Genomic DNA, 16,465 nt, shown 5'->3' with positions numbered 1-16,465 from the left:
GGCGAAAATGGGATACCCTTCGATTCCCGTTGGCTTTGAGGGGTGTCGCATGGACCATGGTCTGGCTTTCGCTCTGGGCTGTCTGCGCAACCCGCGGCGTGTGGGCGCCATTGCCCCCGCGTCCCGGGCGCTGGCCCAGGCGGTTTGCGAAGAGGCGCTGCGCGGTTCACCTCGGGTGCTGATCGAGGTGGGCGCCGGCACCGGGGCCATCACCCGCCGACTGGCGACCGCCGCGCAGGCCCTGGACCGATTCGTGGTCTACGAACTCGATCCCGACTTCGCTGGCCTGCTGCGCATCGCTTTTCCCGAGGTCGAGGTGCTCAACCACTGTGCTTCCCGCGTTGACCGGCTGGCCATCGGAGCCGATGCGCCGGTGACGCTGGTGTCGTCGCTGCCCCTGTTGTCGATGCCGGCGCACGAGGCGCGCCTGTGCATCGACGCCATGCTGGCGCTGGTCTCGCGCCAACCCGATTCCCGCCTGGTCCAGTACACCTATGCGTCGCCGCACCTGCGCCCGTTTGACGGCATTCCGCCCGGCTGGCGCTGGCGGCGCGCGGCCTCGGTCTGGGCCAACCTGCCACCGGCCACCGTCTGGACGCTGGAGCAGGTCCCTCATTCACTCAACAACGGCATTCACTGACTCATGGAACCACAACAACGTCCTTTCAAGGTGCTGGGCATCCAGCAGATCGCCATCGGCGGACCGGACAAACAGCGCCTGCAGAAACTCTGGGTCGACATGCTCGGGCTGGAGGTCACCGGCACCTTCAAAAGCGAGCGCGAGAACGTGGACGAAGACATCTGCGCCATCGGCAGCGGCCCGTTCAAGGTCGAGGTCGATCTCATGCAGCCGATGGACCCCGAGAAGAAGCCCGCGGTGCACGCCACGCCGCTGAACCACATCGGTCTGTGGATCGACGACCTGCCGCTGGCGGTGCAGTGGCTCACGGCCAACGGCGTGCGTTTTGCGCCCGGCGGTATCCGCAAGGGTGCGGCGGGTTTTGACATCACTTTTCTGCACCCGAAGGCGAACGATGAGTTCCCTGTTGCAGGCGAAGGCGTGTTGATCGAGCTGGTGCAGGCACCGCCCGAGGTGGTGAGCGCCTTCGACAGGCTGGCGGCCGCGGCTTGATGGTTTGACGGACCGGAGGAGACCGGCCCTGCAGGTGTTCGCACCTGCAGGGCCCTTTTTTTGCCTGTGCGGGGTGAGAACCACGGAGCAGGGTGGTTTTCCACCGTTTGTTCGGTACATCCGTGGGTTGGATGGCCGATACCCTTGAGACATCACAAGTTCGCCAGAAAAAGCCGGTTGTCCGGTTGTCGCAGGGCTGGATTTCATCAAGGAAGGACTTTCCATGTGCTCGATGCAGTCACCCTCGTCCATCGGTGCGGAGCCACCCGCTGCCATGCCATTGTTGGAACAAGACGACGCCCGCTGGTCACAGCGACAGCCCCCATGGCGCGAGCGTGAGCTGGCATTGCCGTGGCCGCGGGAATTGCTGGAAACCTTCACCTTGCGCATGGCCAGCCACGGCATGTGCGTCAGCCGTGCGCTGATGCTGTGCGACCGGCGCTATGCACTGGAACAGCTCGCCCATGCCCACAACCTGGCCGACGACACGCTTCACCTGATGGTGGAGCAGCTGTTCCGGCACTTTGAGGCCCGGCAGTCCGGGATTCCTGCCAGGCACTGATGGGCCATTTGGCTGCTCCGGTGGCCGAAAAAGTTCAAGGCCCCGGGGAAACGGACCGATAAACCCTCAAAGTACCACCGACTCAGGAGACCTTCGCGCATGTTCCACTACTCACCCTTGGCGCCAGGCATCTGGCTGATGCGCCGCCTCCGCTTGCCCACCAAGCTGGGCGTCTTGTCGTCGGTGCTGGTCGTGCCCTTGCTGGTCATCTGCGTCTTGCTGATTCAGCGACTGGGTGAGGACATCCGCCTCGCCGAAAACGAAGCCGACGGTGTGCGGGTGATTTCGCTCATGGCCGATGTGGTGCAGTCCGTGCAGACCCATCGGGGGCAGACGAACATGCTGCTGTCGGGCAACACCGCTGTGCGCGGCGCACTCGACAAGACCCGTGGCGAACTGACCCGGTCACTGGCCGCTACACGGGCGCTGGTGGACGAGTTGCCCCGGATGGGGCTTGAAACCGAATGGCAAGACCTCCAGACGCGCATCGAGAAGCTGCCATCGATCGAAAACGGTGACCCGGTCGACGCATTTGCCCGGCACACCGCCGTGGTGAGCGAGCTGCGGCAACTGATTTACACCACGGGCGAACGGTCCCAGCTGCTGTTCGATCCGAAGGCGGCCACCTATTTCCTGATGGACATGGTGGTCTCTCGCACCATTGGCTGGAGCGAAGCCGTGGCTCGCCTGCGCGGCTTGGGGGCGGGGCAGCTCAGCCTGCCCGAGCCGCAGGCCGACGTGGTGAGTGGCCTGCGCCTGCAACTCGACATGCTCGGCGTCGAAACGCAGGACATCCGCTTTGCCATGGGCTTCGCTGCCCGCCACGACCAGAACGATCTGCATGGTGAGGCCGCACTGGCATCGACTGAAGCTTTTGTACAGACCGCGCGCCAGGCGTTCGACACGGCCGGCAGCATCAGCAGCCAGGCCTACTTCGATGCGGGCACGCAGACCATTGCGGCGATCCGCGCGCACCAGACCGCCGTGCTGCAAAGGCTGGATGCGCTGCTGGACGAACGCGCCGGCAACCTGCAATGGCAACGCCAGATTGTGGTGGGCTCTGCGCTGTTCGGTCTGGGCCTGCTGCTCTTCCTGCTGCTGTCGTTCTACCGCAGCTTCGTGATCGATTTTCGCGATGTGTTGGCCGTGATGAAGCAGACGGCCGCCGGCAACCTGCAGGCCCGCGTGAAGATCCGGGGGAACGACGAGCTGTCCGATCTGGCCGGTCTCCTGGAAGGCATGATCCGCAACCTGTCGTCGATGGTGGCGGAGGTGCGCAGCAACTCGGCGCTGGTGGCGCACGCGGGCAAGAGCCTGGCGCTGGGCAACCGCGACCTGGCGGACCGCACCGAACAACAGGCGGCCAACCTGGAAGAGACGGCCGCCAGCGTGCAGCAGCTCTCCAGCACCGTGCACCAGAACGCGGAGACGGCCAGCGACTCCGACTCGCAGGCGGCGCGGGTGCGCGATGTGGCCGAATCCGGTGCGCAGTCCATGGGGCGGGCGGTGGATTCGGTCGAGATCATCCAGAAAAGCGCTCAACAGATGAACGAGATCATCGGCGTGATCGACAGCCTGGCCTTCCAGACCAACATCCTGGCCTTGAACGCCGCGGTGGAGGCTGCACGGGCCGGCGAACAGGGGCGCGGATTTGCGGTGGTCGCGAGCGAGGTGCGCATGCTGGCCCAGCGTTCGGCGGCCTCGGCCAAAGAGATCCGGCAGCTCATCGAGGCGTCGGCCATCCAGGTGGCGGCGAGCGTGAAGCAGATCCGCGCGGCGGGCGGCAACATGACCGAGATCGTCAACGGCGTGCGCGGCGTGGCGGCCAACATGTCGCTCATCTCGGCCGCCAGTGGCGAGCAGAGCACCGGCCTGATCCAGGTGTCATCGGCGGTGAGCCAGCTTGACGAGATCACGCAGCGCAACGCCCAGATGGTGGAGCGCGCCGTGGTCCAGGCGAACCAGCTGGAGGACCGCGCGGCCAATCTGTCCCGGGCCGTGTCGTCCTTCATGTTGCAGCAGGGCACCGCCGAAGAAGCGATGACCCTGGTTGATCAGGCGCTGGACTTCCGTGGAACCACCGGGCGCGATACCTTCCTGCGCGAACTGAGTGCGCCAGACGGCCCGTTCTTCGATCGGGACATGTACGTCTTTGTGCTCGACCGTCAGGGTGCCTACCTGGCGTTTGGTGGCAAACCGGAAAAAGTGGGCTCCCGGGTACAGGAAATCGCCGGCATCGATGGCCAGGCGCTGCTGGACAGCATCGTGGCACAGGCGGAACTGGAGCCTGGCTGGGTCGAGTACGACATCGTCAACCCGCAGAGTGGTGCGATCCAGACCAAGATGTCGTATGTCACCCGGGTGGACGACCTGTACCTGGGCTGCGGCGTCTACAAGTCGTTGAGCCTCCAGTGAACGATGCCCCGACGGGTGTGACGCTCAAGTGCCGCTGGCCTGGCGTTTGGCCCGCGCACGCTCCAGCGCCGCTTCAATGACGGCGCGCTTCTTGTCCAGCACGACCGGATCGGTGTGCCGCGAGTGGGCCTCCAGATCGGCGAATTTCATACGGGCCTTGGCTTCGAGCACCTGATCGTGTTCGACCTGCTCGCGGGCCAGCCGCAGCTTGCGTTCGTCGTAGCGCTGGCGGGCCTGGGCGGCCTGTTCTGTGGTCCAGGCCTGCCAGCCGGTGCGCTCGCCACTGACGATCTCCAGCGAGATGCAGTCCACCGGACAGACCGGCAGGCAGAGTTCACAACCCGTGCAGAAGGGCTCGATCACGGTGTGCATGCGCTTGTTGCTGCCGACGATGGCATCGGTCGGACAGACCTTGATGCACAGGGTGCAGCCGATGCACCAGTCTTCGTCGATCACTGCGAGGGTGAGCGGTCCTTCGATCCCGTTGCCCGGGTTCAGCGGTGACGTGCTTCGGCCGGTGAGGCTGGCCAGTCGTTCGATGCCTTCTGTGCCGCCGGGCGGGCACTGGTTGATGCCGGCTTCCCCTGCGGCAACCGCTTTGGCGTAGCTGGCGCAGTCCGGGTAGCCGCAGCGGGTGCACTGGGTCTGGGGCAAGGCGGCGTCGATGCGCCGGGCGAGATCGTTCATGTCGCCAATATACCGGGGAGCAGGGCGCTCCCCGGCCCGCACGCCATCAAGCGGCGCGGGGAGGGGTCTTGCGTTTGGCGGCGGCGACCGGGGTCTTGGTCGCGGGCTTGGCCACGGCTTTGACCGGCGATGCTTTGGCGACGGGCGCTGCCACCTTGTTCACCGTCTTGGCCTGGGCCGGTTTGGCGGCGCGCGCGGTGGGTTTGGCCACCACAGCGGGTGTGGTCGAAGCGACAGCAGCGGTTGCCTGCGCCGGTTTGGGCTGGTGAGACAGGATGAAGGTCTTCACCACCGGGTACACCATGTCGCGCCAGCGCCGGCCGCTGAAGATGCCGTAGTGACCCGCACCTTTGGCCTCGTAGTGCATCTGGTGCGTCTTGGGAATGCTGGTGCACAGGTCGTGGGCGGCGGCCGTCTGGCCCGAGCCGGAGATGTCGTCGAGCTCGCCTTCGATCGTGAGCAGGCCGGTGGTCTTGATGTCCTCCGGACGCACGCGCTCGATCTTGCCTTTCACGGATTTCACGTCCCAGGTGCCGTTGACCAGCTTGAAGTCCTGGAACACGGTCTGGATCGTCTCCAGGTAGTAGTCGGCGTCCATGTCGAGCACCGCGTTGTACTCGTCGTAGAACTGGCGGTGGTTTTCGGCGCTCTCGTTGTCGCCCTTGATCAGGTCTTTGAAATAGTCGTAGTGGCTGGTGGCGTGGCGGTCGGGGTTCATGGCCACAAAACCGGTGTGCTGCAGAAAACCAGGGTAGACGCGGCGTCCGGCACCGGGGAAGCTGCTCGGCACGCGGTAAATCACGTTGTTTTCGAACCAGCTGTGGCTGCGCTGGGTGGCCAGGTTGTTGACCGCCGTGGGCGACTTGCTGGCGTCGATGGGGCCGCCCATCATGGTCATGGACAGCGGCGTCATCTCGCCGCGGCTGGCCATCAGCGAAACTGCGGCCAGCACCGGCACGGTGGGCTGGCACACGCTCATGACGTGGCAGTTGCCGTAACCCTTTTGCAGGTACTCGATGAATTCCTGTACGTAGTTGATGTAGTCGTCGAGGTGGAATTCACCTTCGGACAGGGGCACCAGGCGGGCGTTCTTCCAGTCGGTGATGTAGACCTTGTGGTCCTTGAGCATGGTGCGCACGGTGTCGCGCAGCAGCGTGGCGTAGTGGCCGGACAGCGGTGCCACCACCAGCACGACGGGCTGCCCCTTCAGCTTCTCCAGGGTCGCGGTGTCGTCGGAGAAGCGCTTGAAGCGGCGCAGTTCACAAAATGGTTTGTCAAGCTCCACGCGCTCGTGGATCGCAACATCCACCCCATCCACATCGACCGTGTGAATGCCGAAAACGGGCTTTTCGTAGTCTTTGCCCAGCCGGTGCATCAGGTCGTAGCCCGCCGACATGCGCTGCGCCAGGGGCAACTGGGCCAGTGGCAGAGCGGGGTTGTTGTAGAGCCTGGAAGCCACTTCGGCCAGGTCAGCGAACGGCTCCATGATGGAGCGCTGGGTTTCGTAAATCTGGTAAAGCATGGGACTGATTCTTCCGTTATGTTGCAGTGCAATATAACAGTATGCGCTCGGGCGCGTGAGAGTGAAAACACCTAAATTCACTGGCGGGTTGTCACCTTCGTGAAAGAATCCATATTGAGCTTTCTGGCTGTTGTGGCATCGATCCACAGCCGATCCACGAACCCATCCTCTTCATGCAACGCCGCCCTCTGATCCATTCCGGCCTCGCCCTTGCCGCCACCGCGTTGGGAATTCCCATGAGTCTGACCTCTGCCGCCCAATCCTCCACACCGGTTTCGACCGTTTCCCGTCTGGACACGTTGATGGATTGGCCCCTGTCCGAACGCCAGCCAGTGCTGTTTCTGGGGCATGGCAGTCCCATGAATGCCATCGAAGACAACGCCTATCGGCGCAGCTGGGAGGTGCTGGGCACCGAACTGCTGGAACGGGGCCCACGCCCGCGCCTGATCCTGTGCATTTCCGCCCACTGGATCACGCGCGGCTGGCAACTCACCGCCATGGACGATCCGCGCACGATCCACGATTTCGGCGGGTTTCCGCAGGCGCTGTTCGACCAGCGCTACCCGGCACCCGGATCGCCCGCGATGGCGCGGGCGATCAGCGCGGCCGTGTCGCAGCCGGGCAGCGGGGCGCCGCTGGGCCTGGACGATCTGGAATGGGGTCTGGACCACGGCACCTGGTCGGTGCTCAAGCCCATGTTTCCGGATGCCAGCATCCCGGTGATCCAGCTCAGCATGGATTACAGCCGTCCGCCGGCCGAACATTTTGAGCTGGGACAGCAGCTGCGCGCCCTGCGAGACCGGGGTGTGCTGATCGTGGGCAGCGGCAACATCGTGCACAACCTGCGCGCCATTCGCCGCGAGGCCGCCGACCACCAGGCCTACGACTGGGCGATCGAGTTTGACAGCATCACGGGCGATCACATCGCCGAAGGGAGGCTGGAGGCCCTGGATGGATTCCGTGCACTGGGCCCGCTGGCCCAGATGGCCCACCCCACTTGGGACCACTACCTGCCCCTCTTGTACGCCGCGGGGGCGGTGGAAGCGGGCGAAGCACCCCGGTTCTTCAACGACAGCTTCCAGGCGGCTTCCATTTCCATGCGCTCGGTCATCTGGGGGTGATCGGGCTCCATGGGCTTCAGAAACAGAAAGGCCACTCAATGAGTGGCCTTTCTTTCAGGTTCAACCGGGTCAGATGACTTTGGCGATGGCCTGGCAGACGTAGTCGATGTTCTTGCTGTTGAGCGCGGCCACGCACATGCGGCCGGTGTCGGTGCCGTAGACGCCGAACTCGCTGCGCAGGCGCACCATCTGGTCCTTGGACAGGCCCGAATAGCTGAACATGCCGATCTGGGTGGTGATGAAGCTCATGTCCTTTTGCACGCCGGCAGCCTTCAGGCCGTCGACCAGCTTCTGGCGCATGGCCTTGATGCGCACGCGCATTTCACCCAGTTCCTTTTCCCACAGCGCACGCAGTTCGGGGTTGCCCAGCACGGCGGCCACGATGGCGCCACCGTGGATGGGCGGGTTGGAGTAGTTGGTGCGGATCGCGATTTTCAGCTGACTGAGCACGCGGTCGGTCTCTTCCTTGTTGCTGCCCACCACGCTCAGGGCGCCCACGCGCTCGCCGTAGAGGCTGAAGCTCTTGGAGAACGATGTCGACACAAAGATGTTCAGGCCGGCGGCCACGAACTTGCCGATCACGGCGCCGTCTTCGGCGATACCGTAGCCAAAGCCCTGGTAGGCCATGTCCAGGAACGCCGTCAGGTTGCGCGCCTTCACGACGGCGATCACCTGGTCCCACTGGGCCGGGGTGATGTCGTAGCCGGTGGGGTTGTGGCAGCAGGCGTGCAGCAGCACGATGGTGCCCTCGGCGGCGGCGTTCAGCTTGGCCAGCATGCCGTCGAAGTTGATGCCGCCCAGGCCACCGTTGGCGCTCTGGTCAAAGTAGGGGTAGGTGTCGACGTTGAAGCCGGCGTTGGTGAACAGCGCACGGTGGTTTTCCCAGCTCGGGTCGGAAATCAGCACGGTGGCATTGGGGCTGAGCTTCTTCAGGAAGTCGGCACCGATCTTCAGGCCGCCGGTGCCGCCAATGGCCTGCACGGTGGCCACGCGGCCGCTCTTGACCACGTCGGAGTCGGCGCCGAACACCAGGCCCTTGACGGCGTTGTCGTAGGCCACGATGCCGTCGATCGGCAGGTAGCCACGGGCCGTGGGCTTTTCCATCATCGTCTTTTCAGCGGCCTGCACGCACTGCAGCAAAGGCAACTTGCCGTTGTCGTCGAAATACACGCCAACGCCGAGGTTGACCTTGTTGGGGTTGGTGTCGGCAGCGAACTGCTCGTTCAGACCCAGGATCGGGTCGCGGGGGGCCATTTCGACGGCGGTGAACAAAGACATGTCAGAGGTCCTGAAGTGGAAGGGTGCGCGAAAAGAAAGGGGGTCGGAAGCCGAGTGGCAGCGGTGCGTCGATTGCGGTAGGCTGTCGGGTTCGACCGCCATTTTATCCGCCCATGTCAGCCCTTCCATCCGCTTCCTTGAGCCTTGTCGAAGAACCGAATGCGCCCGAAGGCGAGTTCGTGCGTTTTCCGGGCTCGCCGTTCGAGCTTTTCATGCCCTATCCACCCGCGGGCGACCAGCCCACCGCCATCGCGCAGCTGGTGGAGGGCGTGAACGACGGCGAGGTGTTCCAGACCCTGCTGGGCGTGACCGGGTCGGGCAAGACCTTCACCATGGCCAACGTGATCGCCCGCCTGGGGCGCCCGGCCATCGTGTTCGCGCCCAACAAGACGCTGGCCGCGCAGCTGTACAGCGAGTTCCGCGAGTTCTTCCCGAAGAACGCGGTCGAGTACTTCGTCAGCTACTACGACTACTACCAGCCCGAGGCCTATGTGCCGCAGCGCGACCTGTTCATCGAGAAGGACAGCGCGATCAACGAACACATCGAGCAGATGCGCCTCTCGTGCACCAAGAGCATCCTGGAGCGGCGCGACGTGGTGATCGTGGCCACGGTCTCGGCCATCTACGGCATCGGCAAGCCCGAGAGTTACCACCAGATGGTGATGCTGCTGCGCGTGGGCGACAAGATGGGCCAGCGCGACCTGATCGCCCAGCTGGTGCGCATGCAGTACGCACGCAACGAGGCCGATTTTTCACGCGGCAAGTTCCGCGTGCGCGGCGACACCATCGACGTGTTTCCGGCCGAACACAGCGAGATGGCGATCCGCATCGAACTGTTCGACGATGAGATCGAAACCCTGCAATTGTTCGACCCGCTCACCGGCAAGGTGCGGCAGAAGATCCCGCGCTTCACCGTCTACCCCAGCAGCCACTACGTGACGCCGCGCGAGCAGGTGCTCAACGCGGTGGAACTGATCAAGGACGAACTGCGCGAGCGCCTGGGCCAGCTGGTGGGCATGGGCAAGCTGGTGGAGGCGCAGCGGCTGGAGCAGCGCACCCGCTTCGACCTGGAAATGCTCAGCGAAGTGGGGCACTGCAAGGGCATCGAGAATTACTCACGCCACCTGTCCGGAACGGCAGAGGGCGAGCCGCCGTCCACGCTGACCGATTACCTGCCCAAAGACGCGCTGATGTTCCTGGACGAGAGCCACGTGCTCATGGGCCAGTTCGGCGGCATGTACAACGGCGACCGCGCGCGCAAGACCACGCTGGTGGAATACGGCTTCCGCCTGCCCAGCGCGCTGGACAACCGGCCGCTCAAGCTCGAAGAGTTCGAGCAGCGCATGCGCCAGGTGGTGTTCGTCTCGGCCACGCCGGCCGACTACGAAAAGACGCACTCGGGCCAGGTGGTGGAGCAGCTGGTGCGCCCCACCGGTCTGGTGGACCCGGAGGTGGAGGTGCGACCCGCCACCCACCAGGTGGACGATGTGCTGCAGGAAATCCGCATCCGCGTGGAGAAGAACGAGCGCGTGCTCATCACCACGCTGACCAAGCGCATGGCCGAGCAGCTGACCGACTACCTGACGGAAAACGGCGTCAAGGTGCGCTACCTGCACAGCGACGTGGACACGGTGGAGCGCGTGGAAATCCTGCGTGACCTGCGCCTGGGTGCGTTCGACGTGCTGGTCGGTATCAACTTGCTGCGCGAGGGCATCGACATCCCGGAGGTGTCGCTGGTGGCCATTCTGGATGCCGACAAGGAAGGTTTCCTGCGTTCCGAGCGCAGCCTGATCCAGACCATTGGCCGCGCGGCGCGCAACCTGAACGGCCGTGCCATCCTCTACGCCGACCGCACGACCGATTCGATGGCGCGGGCCATCGGCGAGACCGAACGCCGGCGCACCAAACAGATCGCGCACAACCTGGCCATGGGCATCGAGCCGCGCAGCATCAACAAACGCATCAAGGACCTGATCGACGGCGTCTACAGTGAAAAGGCTGGCAAAGAGGCCGACCGACTGGCCGCCGAGAGCGCGCTGCGCGCCAGCGTGGACGACATGAGCGAGAAGGACGTGGCGCGTGAGATCAAGCGGCTGGAGAAGCTGATGCTGGAGCATGCGCGCAACCTGGAGTTTGAAAAGGCAGCGGGCGTTCGCGATCAGCTGCACCACCTCAAGGCGCAGATCTTTGGCGCGCCCGGCGTGGACAACGTGGCCTGAAAACAATGAAGGACAATGGCGCCATAAGCTCCTGCGCAGGGGCCGGCCAGCATGGACGGGACGCGGGGGCAATCCGCAACCGATCCATCTATGCAAGCACCGCAAGCGCTGCGCGAACCGGAGGGGCAGGACTCTGACACGCGCATCTACCTGGTAGAAGACGATCCGAGCATCCTGCAGTTTGTGCAGCAGGCGCTGCTGATTCGCCCGCTCTGGCAACTGTTGGGTCACTCAGCCACGCTGGCCCACGCACGACGGCACGTCGTGGCGTCGAACGCCAATGTGTTCCTGGTTGACCTCGGTCTTCCCGACGGCAGCGGCGAAGACTTGTTGCGCATGCTGGCGCGCCAGAAACCCGAAGCCGAATTGCTGGTTTTCACGGTGTTTGGCGAAGAATCGCGGCTGGTGGCTGCGCTGGAGGCGGGCGCCACGGGTTACGTGCTGAAGGGCTGCAGCCCTGAGGCCTTGATCGCGGCCATCGAACAGATCCGCGAAGGGGGCGCCCCCATTTCACCGCTGCTGGCGCGCATGCTGCTGAAACAGTTTCGCGAGGTGCAGTCGTCTTTGCCCGCGCTGGAGCTGTTGCACGAGGTTCTGCTGTCGGACCGTGAAACCGAAGTGCTTCAGCTGGTCGCCAAGGGCTATGTGAACAAGGAGATCGCCGCCAAACTGACGATCTCGCCGGCCACGGTGGGCACGCACATCAAGAACCTCTATCGCAAGCTCGCGGTGCACAGCCGCGTTCAGGTGGTTCGCGCGGCCCAGCAGCGGGGTCTGCTTTGAGGCCGTGGCCGCCATTGCTGCGGCGCCTGCACCGGACGCCAGCCTACTTCTGGGCCGGGTTGCTGGTGGGCTTGATGTTGCTGGCGCTCGGGCTGGCGACCCGTGTGGGCCACATGCCTGGCGCGATCGCGGTTGAGCAGGCGACCGTGCTGCTCGCGGGGCAGGATGAGGCTTCAGCCAGCGCCGTTGATTTGCCCCACGTCTGGGACAACGAGCGGCGCAGCTGGCGCGGGGAAGCGCACTACCGGCTGGTGCTGCCCGAGGCACTGGCGCAAGCCGGGCAGCCAGAGAGTGGCCTGGCGCTCCTGCTGCCCCGCGTGGGTGTGCGTTTCCGGGTTTTGTTCAACGGGCAGGAGCTGTCGGCAGAGTGCTGGCGGCGGAGCGCCGGCTATTGTGATGCCGGCACGCGGGCACATTTCGTTCAGCTCCCGCAGCGCCTGATGGCGCCCCAATGGGCCGACAACCGGATCGAGATCCAGGTCCAGGGGCAGTTGCTGCGCTTCAGCGGGCTGTCACCGGTCTGGGTGGGACCTCGGGATGTGTTGTACCAGCGCTTCCGGTGGCTGACCTGGTGGCAAGTCAACCTGACCTGGATGGTGGCCGCCTCGTCGTTCATGATGGGTGTGTTGTCGCTGCTGATCTGGTCCCGGACCGCTGAGCCCCTGTTTGGTTTGCTGGGCGGTGGACTGGTGGTGCTGACCGTGCGACTGTGCCTGTCCACGCCGGTGTTTCTGCCCGGGCCGTTCCTGATCTGGGACTACATCCACAAACTCAGCTTCACTTGGTATTGCGGGTTCACCTACCTGTTCATGTCGGAACTGTTCGATTTCCGGCAAAGCCTGGTGCGCAAGCTGGTGGTGGCGATGATGGCGCTCGGGCCGTTCTGGCTGGCGCTTCAAGCCGGGCTGGAGAACTACCAGCTCTACCGGCTGTGGACGGGCGTGATCGCACTGGTGTGCGTGCTGGCCATCCTGAAGGTGATACACAGAGCCCGCTGGGGCATGGACGTGAACCAGCGTCTGATGGTGGTGGTGAGCCTGGCCACCATGGCCACCGGTTTGCGGGATTTTCTGGTGGTGCAGATGGACTTTCCCGGTGACACCGATATCCGCTGGATGACGCCGGGCAGCCTGGTGCTCATGTTTGCCATGGGCTGGGTGCTGGTCCGGCGCACAGCACAAGCGATGGAACAGGTTGCCCAGCTCAATACCGAGCTGGCGCGCAAGGTGGGTGAGCGCGAGGCCGAACTGCAAGCCGTGTTTGATCGTCTGCGCATGGTGGAGAACCAGCGGGTGCTGGAGGCTGAGCGCCGGCGCCTGACCCGCGACATGCACGACGGCCTCGGAAGCCAGCTGGTGCAGACGCTCAACCTGGTGCACAGCAGTGGCGCCAAGGTGGACAGCGCGTCCGTGGCGAACATGCTCAACCACGCGCTCGAAGAGCTGCGCATGACACTGGATTCGCTGGAGCCGATGGATGGCGACCTGCCCACCATACTGGGCACCTTGCGCCAGCGCATCTCGCCGACGCTGCAGGCAGCCCGCATCGATCTGGACTGGCAGGTCGAAGCCGTTTCCGCTGTTCAGGGGCTGGAGGTGCGTGGTGTGATGCACCTGTTCCGGTGTTTGCAGGAGGTTATTGCCAACGTGGTCCAGCACGCACAAGCCACCCGGGTGACGGTGCGAACCTGGGAGCGGGGAGGGCGCATCTTCCTCAGTGCGACCGACAACGGTGTGGGACTGGGTGAGCCGCTGGAATCGGGTTTCCGTGAAGGTGGCCGCGGTATCAGCAACATCCGGATGCGGGCGTCGGAAATCGGCGCCGAGGTGCGGTTCTCCAGCGCCCACCCGGGCACCTGCGTGACCTTCAGTTTTGCTGCGGACCCTGCAGCCGCTCCTCTGGGTGCCGCCGCGCAAGCTTGAGCGGGGAACAGGGTTTTCGGGTATACTCGATCAAAATAGTCGGGAAAGACTTCGAAGTGTCAGCCGCCAACGGTGCGGCAGGGTGGGCGGAGAAGCGGTTTGCTGGGTTGATACCCACCAAACCTTCAACGACGGTCAAGCCACAACTTTCAGGAGCTTGAAATGCGCCTCACGACCAAAGGCCGCTTTGCGGTCACAGCCATGATTGATCTGGCCCTGCGCCAGAACAATGGTCCCGTCACGCTCGCGGCCATCAGCCAGCGCCAGCAGATTTCGCTCTCTTACCTGGAGCAGCTGTTTGGCAAACTGCGGCGCCACGAACTGGTGGAATCCACACGTGGCCCGGGTGGTGGTTACAGCCTGGGCCGCAAGGCCGCGGAAATCACCGTGGCCGACATCATCGTTTCGGTTGACGAGCCGATCGACGCCACCCAGTGTGGCGGCAAGGAAAACTGCCTGGGTGAAGGCAACCGTTGCATGACCCACGAACTGTGGGCCGCGCTCAACGCCAAAATGGTGGATTTCCTCGACTCGGTGTCCCTCCAGTCGCTGGTGGACGAACAGTTGGCCAAAGGCGTGGTGGTGGAAAACGCCCCCATGATCAAGCGGGCCATCTCCAGCGCGCCGGTGGTCAAGCCGATCCGTGTGAACGCCCCCAACTCGGTCTTCGCACTCGGAGGTGCGGCCTTTTCGAAATGACACCGGCTTCCGGGGACTGTTTCCCGGTGGCATGGTCCGATTCCACATGTTCCGGGGTGTCCTGATCGATGCCGGGGTTCCGGTGCGTCGTTCGTTTGTCCCTGCATGCCTTTTCTGTCGATCCCTGTCGATCCCAACCGCCAGCCCAATTCATTGACCGCCATGAGCACACCGCACTTTCCCATCTACATGGACTACAGCGCCACCAACCCCTGCGATCCGCGGGTGGTGGATGCCATGATTCCCTGGTTGCGTGAACACTTCGGCAATCCGGCGTCGCGCAGCCATGCCTGGGGCTGGGAGGCTGAAAAGGCGGTCGAGACCGCCCGCGAGCAGGTGGCGGCCCTGATCAACGCCGACCCGCGCGAAATCGTCTGGACCAGCGGTGCGACCGAGTCCAACAACCTGGCCCTGAAAGGTGCGGCACACTTCTACCAGTCCAAGGGCAAGCACCTGATCACGGTCAAGACCGAGCACAAGGCCGTGCTCGACACCATGCGCGAGCTCGAGCGCCAGGGTTTTGAGGTGACTTACCTTGACGTGCAGGCCGATGGCCTGCTCGATCTGGACGTCTTCAGGGCAACCATCCGCCCGGACACCATCCTGGCTTCCGTCATGTTCGTGAACAACGAGATCGGCGTGATTCAGGACATCGCCGCCATCGGCAAGATCTGCCGCGAGAAAGGCGTGATCTTCCACGTGGACGCGGCGCAGGCCACCGGACGGGTCGACGTCGACCTGCAGACGCTGCCGGTTGATCTGATGAGCCTGACCAGCCACAAGACCTACGGACCCAAGGGCATCGGCGCACTGTACGTGCGGCGCAAGCCACGCATCCGCATCGAAGCGCAGATGCACGGTGGCGGTCATGAGCGCGGCATGCGTTCGGGCACGCTGCCCACCCACCAGTGCGTGGGCATGGGCGAGGCCTACCGCATCGCCAAGGAAGAGATGCACACCGAGAACCTGCGCATCCGCGCGCTGCACGACCGCATGGTCGCCGGCCTGAAGGGCATCGAAGAGGTGTTCATCAACGGTCACGAAACCCAGCGCGTGCCGCACAACCTGAACATGAGCTTCAACTACGTCGAAGGCGAGTCGCTGATCATGGGCATCAAGGGGCTGGCGGTGTCGTCGGGCTCGGCCTGCACCTCGGCCAGCCTGGAACCCAGCTACGTGCTGCGCGCCCTCGGCCGCAGCGACGAGCTGGCCCACAGCAGCCTGCGCATGACCATCGGTCGCTGGACGACCGAAGAAGAAATCGATTACGCAATCGCCACGATCAAGGAAAACGTGGCGAAGCTGCGCGAGTTGTCCCCCTTGTGGGAAATGTTCAAAGACGGCATTGATATCTCGACGATTCAATGGGCCGCACACTGAAGGAGAAAGATCATGGCTTATTCTGAAAAAGTGGTTGACCACTACGAAAACCCCCGCAATGTTGGCTCGTTCGACAAGGGCGACGAGTCCGTCGGCACCGGCATGGTGGGCGCGCCCGCCTGCGGCGATGTGATGAAGCTGCAGATCAAGGTGAACCCGACCACCGGTGTGATCGAAGACGCGCGCTTCAAGACCTACGGTTGCGGCTCGGCGATTGCCTCGTCGTCGCTGGTGACCGAATGGGTCAAGGGCAAGACGCTGGACCAGGCCGCAGCGCTGAAGAACAGTGAGATCGCCGAAGAGCTGGCGCTGCCGCCGGTGAAGATCCACTGCTCCATCCTGGCCGAAGACGCGATCAAGGCCGCGGTGGACGACTACCGCAAGAAACACCTGAACTGATCCAGGCAATATTCCAGCACCATGGCTATTTCGATCTCCGAAGCCGCTGCGCGGCACGTCACCCGTTACATCGCCAAGCGTGGCAAGGGCGTGGGCGTGCGCCTGGGCGTCAAAACCACCGGCTGCTCCGGCCTCGCTTACAAGCTGGAATACGCCGACGAGATTGCACCGGAGGACGTGGTGTTCGAGGACAACGGCGTCAAGGTGCTGGTGGACCCGAAGAGTCTGGCCTACATCGACGGCACGCAGCTCGATTTCGTGCGCGAGGGCCTGAACGAAGGCTTCCGCTTCAACAACCCCAATGAGCGCGACCGTTGCGGTTGCGGCGAGAGTTTCAGAATCTGAT

Annotated in this window: 15 protein-coding genes; 12 read left to right on the top strand and 3 right to left on the bottom strand. The window is 64.0% G+C overall.

From position 1 onward, the window contains the following. The first annotated feature begins 49 nt into the window (after window positions 1-49). The 4 genes from ACN5W5_RS17990 to ACN5W5_RS17975 all read left to right on the top strand — a co-directional run bounded on the left by ACN5W5_RS17990 (window position 50) and on the right by ACN5W5_RS17975 (window position 4,109). Window positions 50-640 (top strand): class I SAM-dependent methyltransferase, encoded by a 591-nt coding sequence (locus tag ACN5W5_RS17990; RefSeq protein ID WP_420049845.1) that lies wholly within the window; start codon window positions 50-52, stop codon window positions 638-640. 3 nt (window positions 641-643) lie between these two features. Continuing rightward, window positions 644-1,132: a VOC family protein gene (locus tag ACN5W5_RS17985; RefSeq protein WP_420049844.1), complete on the top strand. Its 489-nt coding sequence runs from the start codon at window positions 644-646 to the stop codon at window positions 1,130-1,132. A gap of 274 nt (window positions 1,133-1,406) precedes the next feature. Next, on the top strand, window positions 1,407-1,694 hold the full coding sequence (locus tag ACN5W5_RS17980) for a hypothetical protein (RefSeq protein ID WP_420049843.1): 288 nt from the start codon (window positions 1,407-1,409) through the stop codon (window positions 1,692-1,694). Between the two features lie 99 nt (window positions 1,695-1,793). Further along, window positions 1,794-4,109 (top strand): methyl-accepting chemotaxis protein, encoded by a 2,316-nt coding sequence (locus ACN5W5_RS17975; RefSeq protein ID WP_420049842.1) that lies wholly within the window; start codon window positions 1,794-1,796, stop codon window positions 4,107-4,109. 24 nt (window positions 4,110-4,133) lie between these two features. Here ACN5W5_RS17975 and rsxB read toward each other — a convergent pair whose 3' ends face one another. Further along, window positions 4,134-4,796, bottom strand: a complete 663-nt coding sequence (rsxB, locus tag ACN5W5_RS17970; protein ID WP_420049841.1) for an electron transport complex subunit RsxB — start codon at window positions 4,794-4,796, stop codon at window positions 4,134-4,136. A gap of 46 nt (window positions 4,797-4,842) precedes the next feature. Continuing rightward, window positions 4,843-6,318 carry a polyhydroxyalkanoate depolymerase gene (gene phaZ, locus ACN5W5_RS17965; protein WP_420049840.1) on the bottom strand — a complete coding sequence of 492 codons (1,476 nt, stop codon included), beginning with the start codon at window positions 6,316-6,318 and terminating at the stop codon, window positions 4,843-4,845. Window positions 6,319-6,620: 302 nt separating this feature from the next. Between phaZ and ygiD the strand changes: the two genes are divergently transcribed. Continuing rightward, a complete protein-coding gene (gene ygiD, locus ACN5W5_RS17960) occupies window positions 6,621-7,439 on the top strand; it encodes a 4,5-DOPA dioxygenase extradiol (RefSeq protein WP_420049839.1) in 819 nt (272 codons plus the stop codon). A gap of 69 nt (window positions 7,440-7,508) precedes the next feature. On the opposite strand, the gene ACN5W5_RS17955 is transcribed toward ygiD, so the two are convergent. After that, window positions 7,509-8,717, bottom strand: coding sequence for an amino acid aminotransferase (locus ACN5W5_RS17955; protein WP_420049838.1), 1,209 nt, complete (start codon window positions 8,715-8,717; stop codon window positions 7,509-7,511). A gap of 113 nt (window positions 8,718-8,830) precedes the next feature. Between ACN5W5_RS17955 and uvrB the strand changes: the two genes are divergently transcribed. The 7 genes from uvrB (at window position 8,831) to iscA (ending at window position 16,464) form a co-directional block, all read left to right on the top strand. Continuing rightward, entirely contained in the window at window positions 8,831-10,936 is a 2,106-nt protein-coding gene (uvrB, locus tag ACN5W5_RS17950) for an excinuclease ABC subunit UvrB (protein ID WP_420049837.1), read from the top strand. Between the two features lie 90 nt (window positions 10,937-11,026). Then, the gene (locus ACN5W5_RS17945; RefSeq protein ID WP_420049836.1) at window positions 11,027-11,719 is read left to right on the top strand and encodes a LuxR C-terminal-related transcriptional regulator; all 693 of its coding nucleotides are present in this window, start codon (window positions 11,027-11,029) and stop codon (window positions 11,717-11,719) included. Between the two features lie 14 nt (window positions 11,720-11,733). Beyond that, window positions 11,734-13,641 (top strand): sensor histidine kinase, encoded by a 1,908-nt coding sequence (locus ACN5W5_RS17940; RefSeq protein WP_420049835.1) that lies wholly within the window; start codon window positions 11,734-11,736, stop codon window positions 13,639-13,641. Between the two features lie 162 nt (window positions 13,642-13,803). Beyond that, the gene (iscR, locus tag ACN5W5_RS17935) at window positions 13,804-14,340 is read left to right on the top strand and encodes a Fe-S cluster assembly transcriptional regulator IscR (RefSeq protein WP_226462032.1); all 537 of its coding nucleotides are present in this window, start codon (window positions 13,804-13,806) and stop codon (window positions 14,338-14,340) included. A gap of 162 nt (window positions 14,341-14,502) precedes the next feature. Next, on the top strand, window positions 14,503-15,720 hold the full coding sequence (locus tag ACN5W5_RS17930) for an IscS subfamily cysteine desulfurase (protein ID WP_420049834.1): 1,218 nt from the start codon (window positions 14,503-14,505) through the stop codon (window positions 15,718-15,720). Between the two features lie 12 nt (window positions 15,721-15,732). Further along, on the top strand, window positions 15,733-16,119 hold the full coding sequence (iscU, locus tag ACN5W5_RS17925) for a Fe-S cluster assembly scaffold IscU (RefSeq protein ID WP_077331347.1): 387 nt from the start codon (window positions 15,733-15,735) through the stop codon (window positions 16,117-16,119). 21 nt (window positions 16,120-16,140) lie between these two features. Next, window positions 16,141-16,464: an iron-sulfur cluster assembly protein IscA gene (iscA, locus tag ACN5W5_RS17920; protein ID WP_177133880.1), complete on the top strand. Its 324-nt coding sequence runs from the start codon at window positions 16,141-16,143 to the stop codon at window positions 16,462-16,464. Window position 16,465 lies beyond the last annotated feature (1 nt).

Origin of the sequence: Hydrogenophaga sp. ZJX-1 (assembly GCF_048590325.1) — a bacterium.
Classification (GTDB): Bacteria; Pseudomonadota; Gammaproteobacteria; order Burkholderiales; family Burkholderiaceae_C; genus Hydrogenophaga.
This window is presented reverse-complemented; position numbering and strand designations above follow the sequence as displayed.

Coding starts and splice junctions, on each gene's coding strand:
- ACN5W5_RS17945 (WP_420049836.1), top strand. CDS start 11,027: ATGCAAGCACCGCAAGCGCTGCGCGAACCGGAGGGGCAGGACTCTGAC.
- uvrB (WP_420049837.1), top strand. CDS start 8,831: ATGTCAGCCCTTCCATCCGCTTCCTTGAGCCTTGTCGAAGAACCGAAT.
- iscU (WP_077331347.1), top strand. CDS start 15,733: ATGGCTTATTCTGAAAAAGTGGTTGACCACTACGAAAACCCCCGCAAT.
- ACN5W5_RS17985 (WP_420049844.1), top strand. CDS start 644: ATGGAACCACAACAACGTCCTTTCAAGGTGCTGGGCATCCAGCAGATC.
- ACN5W5_RS17930 (WP_420049834.1), top strand. CDS start 14,503: ATGAGCACACCGCACTTTCCCATCTACATGGACTACAGCGCCACCAAC.
- ACN5W5_RS17980 (WP_420049843.1), top strand. CDS start 1,407: ATGCCATTGTTGGAACAAGACGACGCCCGCTGGTCACAGCGACAGCCC.
- ygiD (WP_420049839.1), top strand. CDS start 6,621: ATGGATTGGCCCCTGTCCGAACGCCAGCCAGTGCTGTTTCTGGGGCAT.
- rsxB (WP_420049841.1), bottom strand. CDS start 4,796: ATGAACGATCTCGCCCGGCGCATCGACGCCGCCTTGCCCCAGACCCAG.
- ACN5W5_RS17955 (WP_420049838.1), bottom strand. CDS start 8,717: ATGTCTTTGTTCACCGCCGTCGAAATGGCCCCCCGCGACCCGATCCTG.
- ACN5W5_RS17975 (WP_420049842.1), top strand. CDS start 1,794: ATGTTCCACTACTCACCCTTGGCGCCAGGCATCTGGCTGATGCGCCGC.
- iscA (WP_177133880.1), top strand. CDS start 16,141: ATGGCTATTTCGATCTCCGAAGCCGCTGCGCGGCACGTCACCCGTTAC.
- ACN5W5_RS17990 (WP_420049845.1), top strand. CDS start 50: ATGGACCATGGTCTGGCTTTCGCTCTGGGCTGTCTGCGCAACCCGCGG.
- iscR (WP_226462032.1), top strand. CDS start 13,804: ATGCGCCTCACGACCAAAGGCCGCTTTGCGGTCACAGCCATGATTGAT.
- phaZ (WP_420049840.1), bottom strand. CDS start 6,318: ATGCTTTACCAGATTTACGAAACCCAGCGCTCCATCATGGAGCCGTTC.